The sequence below is a fragment of the Sorangium sp. So ce1014 genome (genome assembly GCF_051521505.1).
Lineage (GTDB): Bacteria > Myxococcota_A > Polyangia > Polyangiales > Polyangiaceae > Sorangium.
Genome location: NZ_CP150356.1, coordinates 1,436,181 through 1,451,434 on the forward strand (window position 1 = coordinate 1,436,181; position 15,254 = coordinate 1,451,434).

A 15,254-nucleotide genomic window follows, 5' to 3' on the forward strand; every position below is an offset into this window, starting at 1 on the left:
TTCGGGCGACCGAGGCTCGTCCGCTCGGTTACGATCGCCGGTCGTGGTAGACCGAACGCGCGCCGGCAAGATCGCCGCCCTCGGCGCGCTGTACTTCGCTCAGGGCATCCCGTTCGGCTTCCAGGCGACGGCGCTGCCCGTCTTTCTGCGGGCGAACGGCGTCTCCCTCTCCGGCGTGGGCTTCGCGGGGGCGCTCGCGCTGCCGTGGGTGGCGAAGGCGCTCTGGGCGCCGCTCGTCGACCGCTTCGGGTGGGAGCGGCTCGGCAGGCGCCGCTCGTGGATCCTGCCGCTCGGCGTGCTGCTCGCGCTCACGTGCGCGGCCGCGGCGTTCGTCCCGCCGTCGCGCCACCTCGGCGCCCTGCTCGCGCTTGTCTTCCTGATGAACCTGCTCGCGGCCACCCAGGACATCGCGGTCGACGGGCTCGCGATCGACCTGTTCGGTCATGGCGAGCTCGGGCTGGCGAACGCCGCGCAGGCGGTCGGGTACAAGGTCGGGATGCTCGTCGCCGGCGGGCTGCTCGTCTGGGCGAGCGCCTGGATCGGCTGGCGCGGCCAGTTCGGCGCGATGGCGGCGCTCATCCTCCTGTCGGTGCTCGCCTCGCTCGCGCTGCGCGAGCCGCCGGCGAGCGAGGCCGAGGCGCGCGCGCGCCGCTCGCTGCGCGAGGTGCTCGCGACGGTGCTCGTCGCCCTGCGGGCGCCGGGCGCGCTCTGGGTCGTCGCGTTCCTCGGGACCTACAAGCTCGGCGAGGCGATGGTCGACATGATGTTCAAGCCCTTCCTCGTCGACGCCGGCTTCCCGCCGCACCGGATCGGCCTCTGGGTGGGCACGTACGGCCTTGTCGCGTCGATCGCCGGCTCGCTCGCGGGGGGGCTCCTGTCGCAGCGCATACCGCTGCTCGCCGCCGTCGGCGTGACCTCGGCGCTCCGGTCCGCCGCGATGGCGGGCGAGTGGTACCTCGCCGCGGCGGGCCCACCCACCGCCGGGGCCGTCATCGCGGTCACCGTGGCCGAGCACCTCTTCGGCGGCGCCCTCACGACCGCGGTGTTTGCCTTCATGATGTCGCGCGTCCGGCGAACGGTCGGCGCGACGCACTACACGCTGCTGGCGAGCGTCGAGGTGCTCGGGAAGTCGCCTGCGGTGTGGCTGTCGGGCACGCTCGCCCAGCGGCTCGGCTATGCAGGCCTGTTTGCCCTGGGGACCGCGATCTCGGTGGTCTTTCTCGGGCTGCTGCTCCCCTTGCGTGGGTTGCGTGAGCGGCGCGTGGGCGAGGGGTGAGGAGACCTGGCCGGTCGAGCCGCCGGTCGACAGGGCACCTCGTCTCCGTCAGAGGGGATACCTCACCCCGGTGAGCCGCTCGGACTCCTCCCAGAGCCGGCGCTGCGCGCCCTCGTCATAGGACCGCGCGCTCGACGCGTGCGGCACCGGAAACCCCGTCATCCCGAACGACCCTATCGGCCCGTAGTACTCTCCGCCCTTCGCCCCCGGATCGACGGCCGCTCGCACCGATGCGAGGGCGCCCATCGAGGCGCTCTGCCCGAGCCGGAGCCACGAGCCGAGCTGGCTCACCCCGCGAAACCACCCAGGCGCGCTCCGCGCGATCTCGGTACGCGACCCGCCCGGGTGAGCCCCCAGCGCGATCGTCTTCGCGCCGGCCGCCGCGAGCCGGCGCTGGAGCTCGTAGGTGAACAGCAGGTTCGCGAGCTTGGACTGCCCGTACGCGGAGAACCCCCGGAACGCCCGCTCGCTCTGCAGATCGTCGAAGGAGATCTCGGCCCGCCGATGCGCGACGCTGCTCACCGTCACGACGCGCGATCCTGGCACCTCACGCATCCGATCGAGCACGAGCCCGGTGAGGGCGAAGTGGCCGAGGTGGTTCACGCCGAGCTGCAGCTCGAAGCCGTCGGCGGTGACCTCGCGCTTGAACGACAGCACGCCGGCGTTGTTGATGAGCAGGTCGATGCGGTCGTACGTGGCCCGGAGCTCGTCGGCGGCCTCGCGAACCGACGCGAGCGAGCCCAGATCGAGGCGCACGGCGCGGACGGTCGCGCCCGGGACGCGCGCCTTGATCTGCTCCACCGCGGCGCCGGCCCTGCCCCTGTCGCGGCACGCGAGCACGACCGTGGCCCCGCGCTCCGCCAGCGCTCGGGCCGTCTCGAGGCCGATACCGGTGTTTCCGCCCGTGATGACCGCGATCCGGCCCGCCTGGCTGGGAATGTCGGCCTCGGTCCACCGCGCGTGAGGATCTCGTCCCTGGTTCATCGCCCTCTCCTCCCGATCGCCGACCCGGCGCGCGGACCCTCGTGCCCGAGGGCTGCGACCTGTCGTCGCGCCGTCGCCCGCTTCCGTGACGGGGAGAAATTGAACCACAGAGGTACCCCGGGCACCGAGGGAAACTGAGGGAAACCGAGGGACCCAAGGGACCCAAGGGAAGAGGAGAGCGTAGAATTTTTTTTACCCCTCCTCTTCCCTCGGCGCCCTCGGCGCCCTCTATTGTGCCTTTTGTCGTGAGACCCGAGGGGCGAGCTTTGTCGCCGATGTGGTCGATGATGCGAAAGACGATGATCCGCGCGCCCATTTCATGATATAACGAGACAGCCCTACGGCTGGCAGCTCCAAGAATCTTTCGTGACCGGGGTCGCCCGACTCCTTCCATCGATCGCCTGGCCGGCGACGACCCTCACCGCTTCAGGGGGCGAGATCCTCCTGGGGCCGGGGAGCTCGAGGTCGGCCACGATCCGGGAGGCGAGCGCCTCGTAACGGCCGTCCCGGCGTGTCGTGCATGCTGCAAGCGCTGGTTGACGGATAGAGCCTTCCGCGAGCCGCCTTCGGGCAAAGCAACCTCTTCTCAAGCATCGTTTACACATCGTTCACGCATCGCTTACGCATCGCTTACGCATCGAAAAAGTATTTTTGAATCCACAGCGTGCGGCAGCTCGCCGCACTGCATGGCGCCAGCTATGCCGGCGCCCCAGCGAGGAGCTCTCCCATGAGAACCACCTATTCGTCGATCTCTGCGTTCGCGCTCGCCTTGATGATCTCCGGCTGCATGGCGGCACCCGAGCCGCAGGACGGCAACGACGAGGCCATCGGCGAGGGCGCGGCGGCGCTCGTCTCCTGCTCGGTGCTGCCCTCCGGCGACATCGTCACGAACGGCAGCTTCGAGTCGCCGAACGTGTCGAACGGCTCGTCGTCGCTGTACAGCTCGATCTCCGGCTGGCAGGCTGCCTATGGTCAGATCCAGATCCATGACCACTCGAGCGGCATGAGCCCCGCGCACGGCAACCAGCACGCCGAGCTGGACGCCACGAACTCGAGCGGCATCTACCAGGATCTCACGACCGTCCCGGGAGCGACATACCAGCTCCGGTTCGCCTTCGCCGCGCGCCCCGGCACCAACGCGAGCCAGAACGTGCTCGGCGTCGTCTGGGGCGGCCAGCCGGTGGCCACGCTCACGACCGGCAGCACCACATGGGTCACTTATACCTATACCCTCGTGGCCTCCGGCACGACGACGCGCCTCCAGTTCAACGATCTGGGCATCTCGAACGGCCAGGGGACGCTCCTCGATCATGTCAGGGTGGTCGCCGCCGATACGGATCAGGACGGGGTCTTCGACTCGTGCGACAACTGCCCGGCGCTGGCCAACCCCTCCCAGGCCGACGCCGACGCAGACGGCATCGGCAACGCCTGCGAGCCCCCGTCCTCCCAGTGCGTCGTCGTGCAGCGCGGCACCTACGGGACCGTGCAGGATGCGCATATCCAGCCCGGGGTCTCGTGGCCTTACGGCGATTACCCGTACATCGTCACGAACACGCTGCCGGAGGGCGAGCAGCCGGGCGTGATGGCCTTCGATCTGTCGTTCATCCCCGCAGGCTCCGACGTCGACTCGGCGGTCCTCTCGTTCTCGCACACGTGGAAGGCGAACGCCGGCGTCATCCAGGTGCACCGCGTGAACGGCCCCTGGCAGGAGTCGACCCTCCACGCCGGCAACTTCTCCGGGTACAACGCGACCGTCGAGGCCACGATCCCCACCGTCGCCGCGGCCGCCGTCGCGACCGCCAACGTGGCGGCCCTCGTCCAGACCTGGGTCGATGGATCCCAGCCGAACTACGGGATCGCGCTCCAGGATGTGAGCGGCCGGACCGACATCCGGTCGAGCGAGCAAGTGAACGTCGCCAACCGGCCGAAGCTCGAGGTCTGCTACACGTCGGGCCAGTAGCGGGGGCTCCGGCCGAGGTGCGGAGGGCCGCGCCAAGGCACGATCGTGCAGGCGTCCGGGGCGATCCCGGGCTGTCGATCGCCATCGCGCATCGCGCATCGCGCACGGCGATCCCGGCCACCTCGTCCAGGCGGGTTTGCCGAGAACCTGACGCCGCGCTCCGCCTTTGATAGCAAGCGGAGCCGCGGTGATCTCCTCGCGCAGGAAGCTCGTCCTCGGTCTCGCCGGCGCCGCCGGCGCCGCCGCCCTTTCATGGGCGCTCGCGCCCGGCGCTCCGCGCGACACCGCGGCGCGGCGCGCCCTCAAGCTGCCGATCGCGCCGAGCGGGTGGCCCTTCCCGGGAGCCCGCATCGTCGCCCCCTCCGCCGTGTTCCCGCCCGAGTTCGGGGTCCGCCGCATCTACCTCGACGCGGGCCACGGCGCCCCGGGCAACACAGGCAACGTCTCCTGCTTCTGCGTCGAGGAGCAGGACTTCACGCTCTCCGCGGCGCACGCGCTCGCCGAGCGGCTCAACGCCACGGGGCGCTTCGAGGCGCGCGTGGGCAGGACCGTCGACCGGCCGTTGCCCTACCCGGAGCGCGTCGAGGACGCCGCCCGGTGGGGCGCCGAGGCCTTCGTCAGCCTGCACTCGGACGTGCGCGGCAAGATCGACACGTGGTCGCCCGCGCAAGGCCGCTCGTGCCCGCTCAGCCTCGCCGCGCCGGGGTTCGCCGTGCTCTGGTCCGACGAGGGGGACCCGGCCCTCGGCGCCCGCCGGCTCGCCCTCGCCCGCGCCTTCGCCCGGCGCATGGAGGAAGCAGGCCTCCTGCCCTACAGCGGCGCCGGATACAGCGGCCTGTACTCCCCGGACATCGCCCAGCCAGGCGTCTTCGTCGACCGGCGGCCCCAGGAACAGCGGATCTTCGTCCTGCGCCGCCCCTCGATGCCCTCCATCCTCGTCGAGACCCACCACGCGCTCGACGCCCGCGAGGCCACACGCTGGACCGAGCCCGCCACGCTTGACGCCTTCGCCGCCGCCGCCGCCGCCGCGCTGGCCGACGCGCTCGGCGGCGAAGGCACGCCGGCCTCCAGGCCGCCCACCTGAGGCGCGCGCCCCCGTCCCGGCGGCCCAGCGGGGCGGGCGCTTGACTTCCCGGGGGACATTGGGTCTTTTGATCGGAATGGGCCGTCAAGGGCGCGCGGGCGTGAGGGGCGGCGCCGAGCCCGGGCGCCGTCCGGCGACGCGCCCTGCGGCGCGGGGACGGACATGAAGGCGCATCGCGTCCGCGCGGGCGACTGCTTCACAAGCATCGCGTACGAGAACGGGTTCTTCTGGCAGACGCTCTGGGATCACCCGGACAACCAGGCGCTCCGCGAGGTCCGGAGCGACCCGTTCACGCTGGTCCCCGGCGTCGACAAGGTGGTCGTCCCGGATCCGCGGCTCAAGGAGGAGAGCTGCCAGACCACGAAGCTGCACACCTTCCGGCGGCGCGGGGTCCCGGCCAAGCTGAGGATACGGCTCCTCGACCACGAGGGCAGGCCCCGCGCGAACGAGGGGTACTTCCTCGAGGTCGACGGCGAGCTCCGCCCGAACGACAAGAAGGCCGACGGCGACGGGCGCATCGAGGAGTTCATCCCCAACAACGCCAGGCAGGCGCGGCTCTTCCTGTCCGGCGGCGAGGAGATCGTCACGATCGCGCTCGGCCACCTCCAGCCCTCGGACGAGCTCCGCGGCATCCAGTCTCGCCTCGCCAACCTGGGCTTCTATCACGGCGAGGTCGACGGGCAGCGGAGCCCCGCCTTCGCCGACGCGCTGGCCCGCTTCCGGGCCGCGCACGATCTCGATGCGTCGTTGCCGGACGACGACACCTTCCAGGAGATCCAGCGCAGGCACGAGGAGTGAGGAGGGGCGCGCCGTGCACATCTACTGGACCGAGATCACGATCACCGACGAGAACAGCTCCGTCACCGGCAACGCCGCCAGGGACAAGGTCAGCGCCGATCTGGCGAGGCCGCGCGACCACAAGGGCCTGCTGATCGTCGGAGGGGACGGCGAGACGAAGCCCGCGAGCATCGTCTATCACGGCAAGATCGTGAGCAGCGAGCTCTTGCTGATCGTCCTCCGGTCGATCGCCGTGGGGCTCGAGAAGGACTGGGGGATCGTCTTCAAGGAGAGCCGCACCGTCAAGCGCGTCACCGAGATCTACGACCGCTACAAGGCGGAGGCCCACGCCGAGCGGGAGGGGCAGAACGCGCTGCGCAGGCCGATCCCGCCCTACGTGATCATCGGCGACGGCACGGCCGCGACGGTCAACCACACGACGCTGCGGCAGAGCGCGTGGGGCAAGGCGCGGGTCGCCCCGGCGGAGATCCTGCACGTCGGGTTCGAGGACCCCTGGAGCCATTACAACCAGCACAAGATGGGGCAGTTCCCCCAGCTGCTCGGCCTGCCCGGCGTCGCGCAGCGGCCTGTGCTCGGCAAGCCCGACGAGGGCGGGAAAGAGGACGTCACCGGGCCGCGCGATTCCACGAGGTTCGCCGCCGACACGCGCGCCGAGCGGGCGCGGATCGCGGAGCACGTGCGCGCGAACAAGCGGGTCTGGGTCGCGACCGCCTACGGGCCGCAGGTGCGCCCGCTGGAGCTGCTCCGCCTCGCCATGTGCGTCCTCGCCGTCGTGCCGCGCGGGGTGACGGCCCTCCACGACAGCACCCGAGGCGCCATCCTCCGGGAGGGCATCGACGAGGACGAGCTCGACTTCATGCTCGACTGGCCGTACCCGGACCATTTCCCGCGCTACCGGCTGCTCCTCGCCGACACGACGGCGAGCCTCCACTGGCTCTACGCCGACAAGATCGATATCTGCACCGGCGCCGGCAAGCCGCGCGCCGTGGACGAGACGATGGTGGCGCCGGAGCTCTACGAGGCGGTGCGCACCCGGCTCTGGGAGCCGGTCGAGCGCTGGGACCAGGCGATGAAGCAGCGGGCGATCCTCTCCGGGACCGAGGGGCTCTATCGAGAGACCGACTGGAGCATCGGTGAGCGCTACTGCGTGATGGGCGGGGGTGGGGTCGGCGTCAACATGGTGGAGCGCGCCGGGGAGACGGACAAATGGATCGACTGGCTCGCGACCAAGACGCTCCACGAGTCGTTTCCCATCGGCCGCAACGACATCCTGCTCAAGCACCCGGCCGGCAGCGAGAGCGAGCGGCGCGGCCAGCCGATGCAGATGGATGATTTCGCCTACGGGCGCGACGATCAGCTCGCGGTCATCCTGCCCGCGAGGTCCAAGTGGCGCTTCGGCCAGGGGTGCGATCTCGACCGGGTCGCGGAGGCCGCGCCGCGGCTCCGGGTCACCTTCAAGCAGAGCCCCGACGCGAAGTACGACAAGGTGCCGAACGCGCCCGACATGAGCAAGAAGGCCATCCGCGCGCTGATCCGCGATCACGACGAGCAGGTGTCCAATCTCGAGGCCGGCGCCTTCACGTTCTCCGAGAAGTATGAGCCCCCGCAGGCGATCGAGGACCCAGGGAGCTACGATCGGGTGATCCGCTGCGCAGGACAGGACATCCGCGAGGTGGGGCAAGCCGAGAAGATCGCGGCCATGCTGGAGCTCGTCCCCATCGCGTCCCCCGCCGACGGCCGGATGGTCGGGCTCCAGACAAAGGACGAGTCCGTGCGCGTGCTCGGCGCCGCCTCCACCGGCAACGCGGCGCTGGTGAGCGCCGAGGACGCCGCGGTCAAGAAGATGCGCGAGTACCACGCGACGCTCCCCGTGCAGGGGCGGATCCTCTTCGTGGGGTTCGTCTTCTCCGCCCTCAACGTGGCGGAGGCCAATCGCTACTTCGATCCCGACAACGGCAAGGCCCCGAACACGAACGTGAACACCATGTCCCAGAAGGAGCTCGAGGCCCTCCTCGGGGACGCCGATCTCGCGCGGAGGATCATCGAGGTCCGGATGAAGGCGCAGAGCGGATTCGTGACGCTCGACGAGCTCAAGGCGGCGCTCGTTCGCCGCGCGCTCGGCCAGGCGGAGGGGCTGCCCGAGGGGTGGGAGGGCAAGTTCGACGGCTGGAAGCAGTTCGACACGACTCTTAACAAAATGCCCCACAACATCGCGAACCAGGTGGGCGGCGACGAGGTCCTGGCCGGAAAGATCGCGGAAGCGCGAGAGGCGGTGAGGAAGACCGACCGCGCGCTCTTCGACCATGTCTGGCTGAACCGCGAGGAGCTCAAGAAGAAGATCAAGGGCGAGCTCAAGAAGATGGTCGAGTTCGCGCGGACGGGCTGGAAGCCGTCCTGGGACGCGCCGATCGCGGAGCTCACCACCCAGTACCGAGCGGCGGACGAGCTCGTGTACTGATCAGCCGGGCATGCGCAGCCGGTCCGGGACCACCTCGATCAGCGTGCGCGCCTCGGTGCGGAGCCAGCGCAGCGCGCCGAACTTCGCCTCCAGCGCGCGGCCCTCGGGCGGGAGCCAGCGGTCGACGATGAGGCCCTGATCGTGGCCCTGGCGCTCCGAGGGGTCGAAGGGGTTGTTGACGAAGCCCACGTAGCCGAGCGCGGGGAGGCGCCTCGACGCCGCGAGCGCCTCGGCGCCGCGGCGCGTGACGCGGTTGTTGCCGATCCAGAGCCAGCGCAGCTCGGCGAGGTGCGGCGACGCCGCGAGGCGCTCCACGTCGTCGTCGGTGAGGCCCACCCGATCGAGCCGGAGCGAGCGGACGCGGGCGAGGTGCGGCGACGCGAAGAGCTCCTCGGCCGCGTCGCCGAGCGCGGCGATCGTGAAATGACGGATCGGCGCGAGCGCGAGGAGCGCGCCAGCGTGCTGCAGGAAGGCGCGGGCGTCGAGGGTGACGAGCTCGACGAAGCCGCGGTCGAGGACGGGATCGCGCGCAGGCGGCGACAAGGGGGTGATCCACGCGGCGCGGTGGGCCTCCTCGAGGTCGCGGGCCTCGCACGAGAGGCGGAAGCGGCGATCCGGCTCGGCGGCCTCGTCGGTCGCGAGCAGCGCGATCTGCGCGCGGATGAAGCTGCCCCGCGCCTCGACGGCCGGGTCGTCCTGGTCGTCGCACCAGGCGGCGTACGCGAGCCGCGGCGCGTCGGCGTCCGGCGCGGCGAGGACATCGCGGAGGAGATCGGCTTCGGTGGCCACCGCGCGAGTCTACGCGGTCACCCCACGCGCTCCCAGGCCTCCTCGTCGAGCGCCGGGAAGGTGACGAGGCACGCGCCCGCCTCGATGCCGTCGAGCCGGGCGCGGCCCTCGGCGTCGAGCGACCCTTCCCGGACCGAGCCGTCGGGCAGCTCCACCCGGTAGCGCTCGCGCGGGATGGGCTTGTCGTCCTCGCCGATGAGGCGGATCTCGATCCAGGTGAGCTCGGTCCTCGGCGCGCGCGGGGCGGCGTCTTCGGGCGCCTGGTCCTCGACGCTGGCCTCGTCGCCGCCGTAGGACGGCAGCCCGGGGAGGGGCGCCTCGCGGAGCCGCACCCGGCCGCTCAGCAGCAGCCGGCTCAGCGTGTCGAGCACGTCGGCGTCGGCCAGGCGGTGGACGGCGCCGGCCGGCGCGGCGTCGTCGAGCAGCCGCCGGAGCGCCGGGCGGTTCTGCGGCTCGGCGAAGAGCCGGCGCAGCGAGGCGGCCGCCCTCGCGCGATCGTCGAGCCGGTCAGCGCCGCCCTCGCGGCCGTCGGAGAGCTCGATCGCGAAGCGCCGCGAACCCAGCGATAGCAGCCGCTTCAAACCACCATGCTCCTTCCCGGGCTCGAGCGAGCGTATCAGCCCGCCCTCGCGCAAGGAAGGCCCCGACGGGAGGGGCGAGCCGGGGCGGGGCGCGCGATCGTCAGGGCGGCAGGGCGCCCGCTTCGGCCATGGCGGAGAGGAACGCGTCGCCGAGACCCGGGGGCTCGGCGGCGAGCTCCGGGGACAGCATCGGCGGGGCTGCGGCGGTGGGCCTCGAGGGAGCAGCGGGCGCGGCCGGGAGCGGCGCGGGCGTGAGCGGCGCGGGGGTCACCGGAGGGCGCTCGGGCGGGGCCTCGAACGGCGTCGCCGGCCTGCGCGCAGGCGGGCTCAGCGCCTCCACCGTCCCTTTGAGCGGATGGTCCTCGATCACGGGCGCCCGCGGCAGCGCCGGGCTGGCCGGCAGCGTGACCGGAGGGCGCCTGGGCGGGGCCTCGAACGGCGTCGCTGGCCCGCGCGCGGGCGGGCTCAGCGCCTCCACCGTCCCTTTGAGCGGATGGTCCTCGAGCACGGGCGCCCGCGGCAGCGCCGGGCTGACGGGTAGCGAGGCCGGAGGGCGCCCGGGCAGGGACTCGAACGGCGTCGCTGGCCTCCGCGCGCGCGCGCTCAGCGGCTCCACCGTCCCTTCGAGCGGATGGTCCTCGACCTGCCCCACCACCGGCGCTGCCCCGGCGGACAGCCGCAGCGTCGCGCGCAAGGACGCCGCCGAGAGCGGCGACGCCGTTCGCCCCGCCTCCTGCACAAAGGGGTCGACCCACCGCAGCGCCTCGCCTGGCAGCTCCACGCCGGCCACGATCCGGAGCGCCGCGAGATCCTCGTCACCCACGGCCGCGTGCCCTCGCCACACGACCGAGCAGCACCGCCGATCCGCGTCGATCTGCAGGGTATCGGCCCGCAGCGACAGCGGCGCTCCCTCGCGCGGCGCCCGCTCCTCGCGCCGGTACAGCCGCGCGACGCCCCGCGCGCCCGCGAGCTGCGTCCGCAGCCGCGGGCGCTGCGCGAACATGCCGCCCAGCACCACCCACTCGTCCCCTCGCAGCCTCTCCATCCGCTGCTCGGCCGGCGCCGCCTGGAAGTACCCCCAGTCGAGCCCCTCGGGCACCTCCAGCGCCACGCCCTCGAGCCGACCGGGATCCGCCGTCCCGAGCAGCGCCTCGCGCCGTGGCCAGCGGCGCGACAGCGGCCCCATCCCGTCCACCCGCACGCGCCTCGGCCCCTCGCTCCCCGGCGCGGGCCCGTCGAGCGTCACGCAACGGTCGAGCCGCAGCGCCCCCTCCTGCACCACGGCCAGCCGGACCAGGATCTCGCCCGCGACCGTCGGAGGCACCCCGGCGTGTCCGGTCAGCAGCACGTCCACCTCGCGCAGGTACGGCGCCAGATCCCCCGCCGCGCGCAGCCCCACGCCCGAGGGATCCGGCACCTCGCCGGGCACGATCGGGTCCGGCTCGCCGAGCGTCACCGTGCCCTCGGCGACGAGCCCGAACGTCGCCTTGACGACCGCGGTCACGAACCGCTGCCCCCGCAGCCGCCAGACAAGCGCCGCCACCGAGGCGCGGCCGAGCGACGTTATCGCGACAGGCCATCGAGCGGAGTGCACGGTCCATGGGAGTACCACGCCGCGTTCTCCCGGCGCGAGGACGATGCGCAGCCTGGAGGAGCCGTCGTGAGACAGGCCGCCGCGCGCTATCCGCGTCGCCCGAGCGCCTCTTGCTGCGCGAAGCCCGGCCCCCGCACCTCGAACACCGCCCGCCCCCGCTCCCGCAAGCTCAGCTCCACCGCCGCGGCCCGGCGCGCGATCTGGTTGCCCTCCCGCAGCGCCTGCTCCAGCCCCTCTCGCGTCATCGCCCGGCCGAGCAGGTACCGTGTCCCCGGCCTGTACTCCGCCGCGCGACGGCGCCACCAGGCCGCCACGCCGGCGACGTCCGGAAAGGCCAGGTCCTCGTCCGGATCCATCGCCACGACCTCGTCTTTCGGATCGTCGGTCGGCCCGGCGCGGAGGCCGCTCGGCGCCTTCCTCGCGAGCTGCTCCGCCGCCAGATCGAGCCCGGTGATCAGCGCGATGGCGTGACCCGCCAGGCGCGAGAGGGCCGGATCTCCTGCGACCTCCAGGAGCCACGGCACGCCCGCCGGGTCGCCCAGCGCCCACGCCGCCGCCACCGGCGCCCGCGGATCCCGCGCGGACCTCGCCAGCGCGCGCAACCAGGTGGACGCGACGGCCGGGTCCATCCGCCGCATCGCCATGCTCGCGGACTCGGCCGCGAACGGCCCGCCTCCGTTCGCGAGCTCCCAGAGCACCGGCGCGGACGCGCTCTCGCCGAGCAGCGCCGCCGCCCACGCCGCCCAGAAGCGGCACGCCTCGTCGTCTGCGCGGAGCGACGCGCGCACGTCGGGGAGCAGGTCGACCCGCCCGAGCTGCCCCGCGGCCCGCAGCGCCCGCGCGCGCAGCCGCTCGTCGCGCGCGAGCAGCGCGTAGCCGAGCGGCGCGCCGGGGTCCTCGCCGTGCGCCGCGCACGCCGCGATCCCGAGCCATTGCAGCGCCGGCGGGCACCGGCCGGAGACGAGCCCGGGCAGGAGGCGCCGCACGCGCTCGAGCGACGTCCACCCGAGCGCCGACGCGATGCCCCGCGACACGTCCGGCGCTCCGCCGCCCACGTCCAGGACCCGCGCGAGCCCCCGCAGGTCCCAGCGATGGACCGCCACGACCGCCGCGCCGAACACCTCGCCCCCCTCGGCCTGCTCGAGCAGCGCGCGGCACGCCTCCCAGCCCGCGTCTCCCGCCAGCCTGAGCCCGTCGAGGTGCGCCTCCAGCCGCTCGTCGAGCCCGGCCAGGTCATCGAGATCGTAGGCCGCGCTCCGGGCGGCGCGATCCCGGAGGAGCCACAGGAACGCCGCCTGGTCCGCGTGCTCCTCGCACAGCGAGGCTTCCAGGGTCGAGCTCATCCGCCGACGCCTGCGCGGTCCGTCGATCTGCACCGGGCCGCCCCGGATCCGGCGCCCGCCGCCGCTCCGCTCCCTCGCCTCGCCATGCGCTCTCCTCTGCTCGACCCGCGGCCTCGATCGGACACGCCGTCAGTTCACGTCAGTTCACGTCAGTTCACGTCAGTTCATCCCGATCTTGCCGCCCTTGACGCTCACGTTGCCCGAGGCCTGCACGCTCACGTCGCCGTCGGACTTCACCGCGAGCTTCTGCCCTTGCACCTGGATCGGGCCGTCGGCCTTCACGACGAGCTGCTTTCCCTGCACCACGATATCGCCGCTCTGCTTGATCACGATCAGCGCGTCGCCGACCTGGAGGGTGAGCTCTTTGCCCACGATGACGGCCTTGTTCTCGCCGATCTCGTCGCGCGCGCTCTTGCTGACCGTGACGGTCATGTCCTTGCCGACCGTGATGGCGTAGGCCTCGTCCACGCTCACCGACTTGCTCTTGCCGACCGTCTCGTCGCTCGCCTCGCCGACCGATTCGCTCTTGCTCTTGCCGATCGAGATCGACGCCGACTTGCCGATCGAGACGCTCTGGCCGCCGCCCACGTCGATCGACTGGTCCTTGCCGATCGACTCGGCGTGGCTGCCCGACACCGAGACGCTCCGGTCGCCGCCGACGTCGAGGCGCTCGTCCTGTCCGATGCTCTCGGTGTGCGTCTTCGTGACGTCGATGGTCTTGTGGCCGCCGACGATCTCGCGCTGATCGTTGTCCACGCGCTTCGTCCTGTCGCGGGCGACGTGGAGCGCCTCGTCGCGGCCGATGTCCTGGGTCTTGTCGTTGCGAACGACGATGTTCCAGTCCTTCTGGCCGTGGAGGAAGATCTCCTCGGAGCCCTTCCGGTCCTCGAAGCGGAGCTCGTTGAAGCCGTCGCCGCCGGGCGAGCTGTTCGATTTGAGGGTGCTCTTCGTCTTCTCGGCGGGCAGCGCGTACGGCGGCACGTTGGCGCCATGGTAGACGCTGCCGACGACGAGCGGGCGATCCGGGTCGCCCTCGATGAAGTCGACCACGACCTCGTGGCCGATGCGCGGCAGGACGACCGCGCCCCACGCGCCGCCGGCCCACGTCTGGCTCACCCGGATCCAGCACGAGCTGCGCTCGTCCCGCTTGCCCTGCCGGTCCCAGTGGAACTGCACCTTGATGCGCCCGTGCTCGTCCGTGTAGATCTCCTCGCCCGCGGGGCCGGTGACGATCGCGGTCTGGATGCCCTTGATCGCGGGCTTCTGGGTGACGAGCGGCGGGCGGAACGGGACGTCGGCGGGGATGGCCTGGAACCGGGTCTCACAGGGCGGACTGTCCTCGCTCGCCACGGCTTCCATGGCGGGCTCGTGGCCGCTGTGCTCGACGCGGACGAGGAGGTAAGCCTGGTTCACGTCGTCGCGCCGGTGCTCGGCGAGCGTGAACGTGCGGCCGGCGAGCAGGCGGGGGCAAGCGGCCTCGCCCTCGGCGGTGCGGCGCCTCGCCGCGAGCTCCTCCAGGCGGACGCGCGCGCGCTCCCGGCCCGCGCCCGGCGCGTCGTAATCGCCGGGGTGATCGTAGATCTCGAGATCGTCGTCGCGCTCGCCCTGCTCGGAGCTCTCCAGCAAGAGCGCCGGCTTCTTGAAGTTGTAATCGCGCAGCGTGACCTTGCCGGGCTGGACCTGCTCGGCGTAGCGGAAGCGGGAGACGTGCTCGCCGCTGACCAGCGCGCCGAGCGGGGGGCGGAACACGAGCGTCGCCTCGCCGTCGATCGGGGGGTGGGCCGAGGGGGCGTCGCAGAGCACGAGCGCGTGCGCGCTCGCGTCGTGATCGAACCAGTAGGCGATGCCCTCTTCCTCCATCAGCCGGCAGGCAAACGCCCAGTCGGTCTCGCGGTACTGCACGCAGTACTCGCGGGGCGCGTAGCTCTTCTGGAGCGAGAAGCGGCGTTCGCCCGGGGCGACGCCGGCGGCGTCGAAGACCTTCTTCAGGATGTCGGGGACCGAGAGCTCCTGGAAGATGCGGCTGTCGCGCCGGTGGAGCAGGCGAAAGACGTCGGGCACCAGCACGGCCCTGTAGGTGGTGAGCTTCTTCCCCTCTTCCCCCAGCTCGAAATGGGCGACGATCCCGTGGACGTGGCGGACGTCCTCGCTGACGCTGAAGGTGAGCGACGCGCGCTTGCCGACCGCGCTGTCGAGGGCGAGCTCGCCCGCGCGGCTCACGAGCGTGATATCGAACCGGAAGAGCTCGGAGATCGCCTCCTGCCCCTCGAAGTGGACGACCCGGAGATCTCCGTCGACCCCTTCGATCTGGAATGTGTGCACGGGTCCCGCTCCTCCCGAGAGGCGAGCGCACGGGAGCGCGCGCACGCGAGCGGCCCGATGATACA

The 15,254-nt window shown here is 72.2% G+C and carries 11 protein-coding genes; 5 read left to right on the plus strand and 6 right to left on the minus strand.

Going from position 1 to position 15,254, the window contains the following annotated elements; genetic code table 11:
* Nucleotides 1-43: 43 nt before the first annotated feature.
* Nucleotides 44-1,276, plus strand: coding sequence for an MFS transporter (locus tag WME75_RS05425; RefSeq protein ID WP_437487037.1), 1,233 nt, complete (start codon nucleotides 44-46; stop codon nucleotides 1,274-1,276).
* Between the two features lie 48 nt (nucleotides 1,277-1,324).
* Here WME75_RS05425 and WME75_RS05430 read toward each other — a convergent pair whose 3' ends face one another.
* Nucleotides 1,325-2,260, minus strand: coding sequence for an oxidoreductase (locus WME75_RS05430; RefSeq protein ID WP_437487038.1), 936 nt, complete (start codon nucleotides 2,258-2,260; stop codon nucleotides 1,325-1,327).
* Between the two features lie 727 nt (nucleotides 2,261-2,987).
* Between WME75_RS05430 and WME75_RS05435 the strand changes: the two genes are divergently transcribed.
* The 4 genes from WME75_RS05435 (at nucleotide 2,988) to WME75_RS05450 (ending at nucleotide 8,560) form a co-directional block, all read left to right on the plus strand.
* On the plus strand, nucleotides 2,988-4,220 hold the full coding sequence (locus WME75_RS05435) for a DNRLRE domain-containing protein (RefSeq protein WP_437487039.1): 1,233 nt from the start codon (nucleotides 2,988-2,990) through the stop codon (nucleotides 4,218-4,220).
* Nucleotides 4,221-4,407: 187 nt separating this feature from the next.
* Nucleotides 4,408-5,304, plus strand: a complete 897-nt coding sequence (locus WME75_RS05440) for an N-acetylmuramoyl-L-alanine amidase family protein (protein ID WP_437487040.1) — start codon at nucleotides 4,408-4,410, stop codon at nucleotides 5,302-5,304.
* 162 nt (nucleotides 5,305-5,466) lie between these two features.
* Complete coding sequence (locus WME75_RS05445; RefSeq protein ID WP_437487041.1) at nucleotides 5,467-6,102, plus strand: peptidoglycan-binding protein; 636 nt, start codon at nucleotides 5,467-5,469, stop codon at nucleotides 6,100-6,102.
* Between the two features lie 13 nt (nucleotides 6,103-6,115).
* Nucleotides 6,116-8,560 (plus strand): hypothetical protein, encoded by a 2,445-nt coding sequence (locus WME75_RS05450; protein WP_437487042.1) that lies wholly within the window; start codon nucleotides 6,116-6,118, stop codon nucleotides 8,558-8,560.
* Here the strand turns inward: WME75_RS05450 and WME75_RS05455 are convergent, their stop codons facing one another.
* The 5 genes from WME75_RS05455 to WME75_RS05475 form a co-directional block, all read right to left on the minus strand.
* Nucleotides 8,561-9,349 (minus strand): TIGR02996 domain-containing protein, encoded by a 789-nt coding sequence (locus tag WME75_RS05455; RefSeq protein ID WP_437487043.1) that lies wholly within the window; start codon nucleotides 9,347-9,349, stop codon nucleotides 8,561-8,563.
* A gap of 17 nt (nucleotides 9,350-9,366) precedes the next feature.
* Nucleotides 9,367-9,930 (minus strand): hypothetical protein, encoded by a 564-nt coding sequence (locus WME75_RS05460; RefSeq protein WP_437487044.1) that lies wholly within the window; start codon nucleotides 9,928-9,930, stop codon nucleotides 9,367-9,369.
* A 100-nt stretch (nucleotides 9,931-10,030) separates the two neighbouring features.
* Nucleotides 10,031-11,524, minus strand: coding sequence for a DUF2169 domain-containing protein (locus tag WME75_RS05465; RefSeq protein WP_437487045.1), 1,494 nt, complete (start codon nucleotides 11,522-11,524; stop codon nucleotides 10,031-10,033).
* Between the two features lie 86 nt (nucleotides 11,525-11,610).
* Nucleotides 11,611-12,867 carry a TIGR02270 family protein gene (locus WME75_RS05470; RefSeq protein ID WP_437487046.1) on the minus strand — a complete coding sequence of 419 codons (1,257 nt, stop codon included), beginning with the start codon at nucleotides 12,865-12,867 and terminating at the stop codon, nucleotides 11,611-11,613.
* Between the two features lie 159 nt (nucleotides 12,868-13,026).
* Nucleotides 13,027-15,189: a type VI secretion system Vgr family protein gene (locus WME75_RS05475; protein WP_437487047.1), complete on the minus strand. Its 2,163-nt coding sequence runs from the start codon at nucleotides 15,187-15,189 to the stop codon at nucleotides 13,027-13,029.
* Nucleotides 15,190-15,254: the final 65 nt, after the last annotated feature.

Excerpts from the sequence above, each read along its gene's own strand:
- WME75_RS05445 (WP_437487041.1), top strand. The coding sequence starts at position 5,467 with ATGAAGGCGCATCGCGTCCGCGCGGGCGACTGCTTCACAAGCATCGCG.
- WME75_RS05470 (WP_437487046.1), bottom strand. The coding sequence starts at position 12,867 with ATGAGCTCGACCCTGGAAGCCTCGCTGTGCGAGGAGCACGCGGACCAG.
- WME75_RS05430 (WP_437487038.1), bottom strand. The coding sequence starts at position 2,260 with ATGAACCAGGGACGAGATCCTCACGCGCGGTGGACCGAGGCCGACATT.
- WME75_RS05435 (WP_437487039.1), top strand. The coding sequence starts at position 2,988 with ATGAGAACCACCTATTCGTCGATCTCTGCGTTCGCGCTCGCCTTGATG.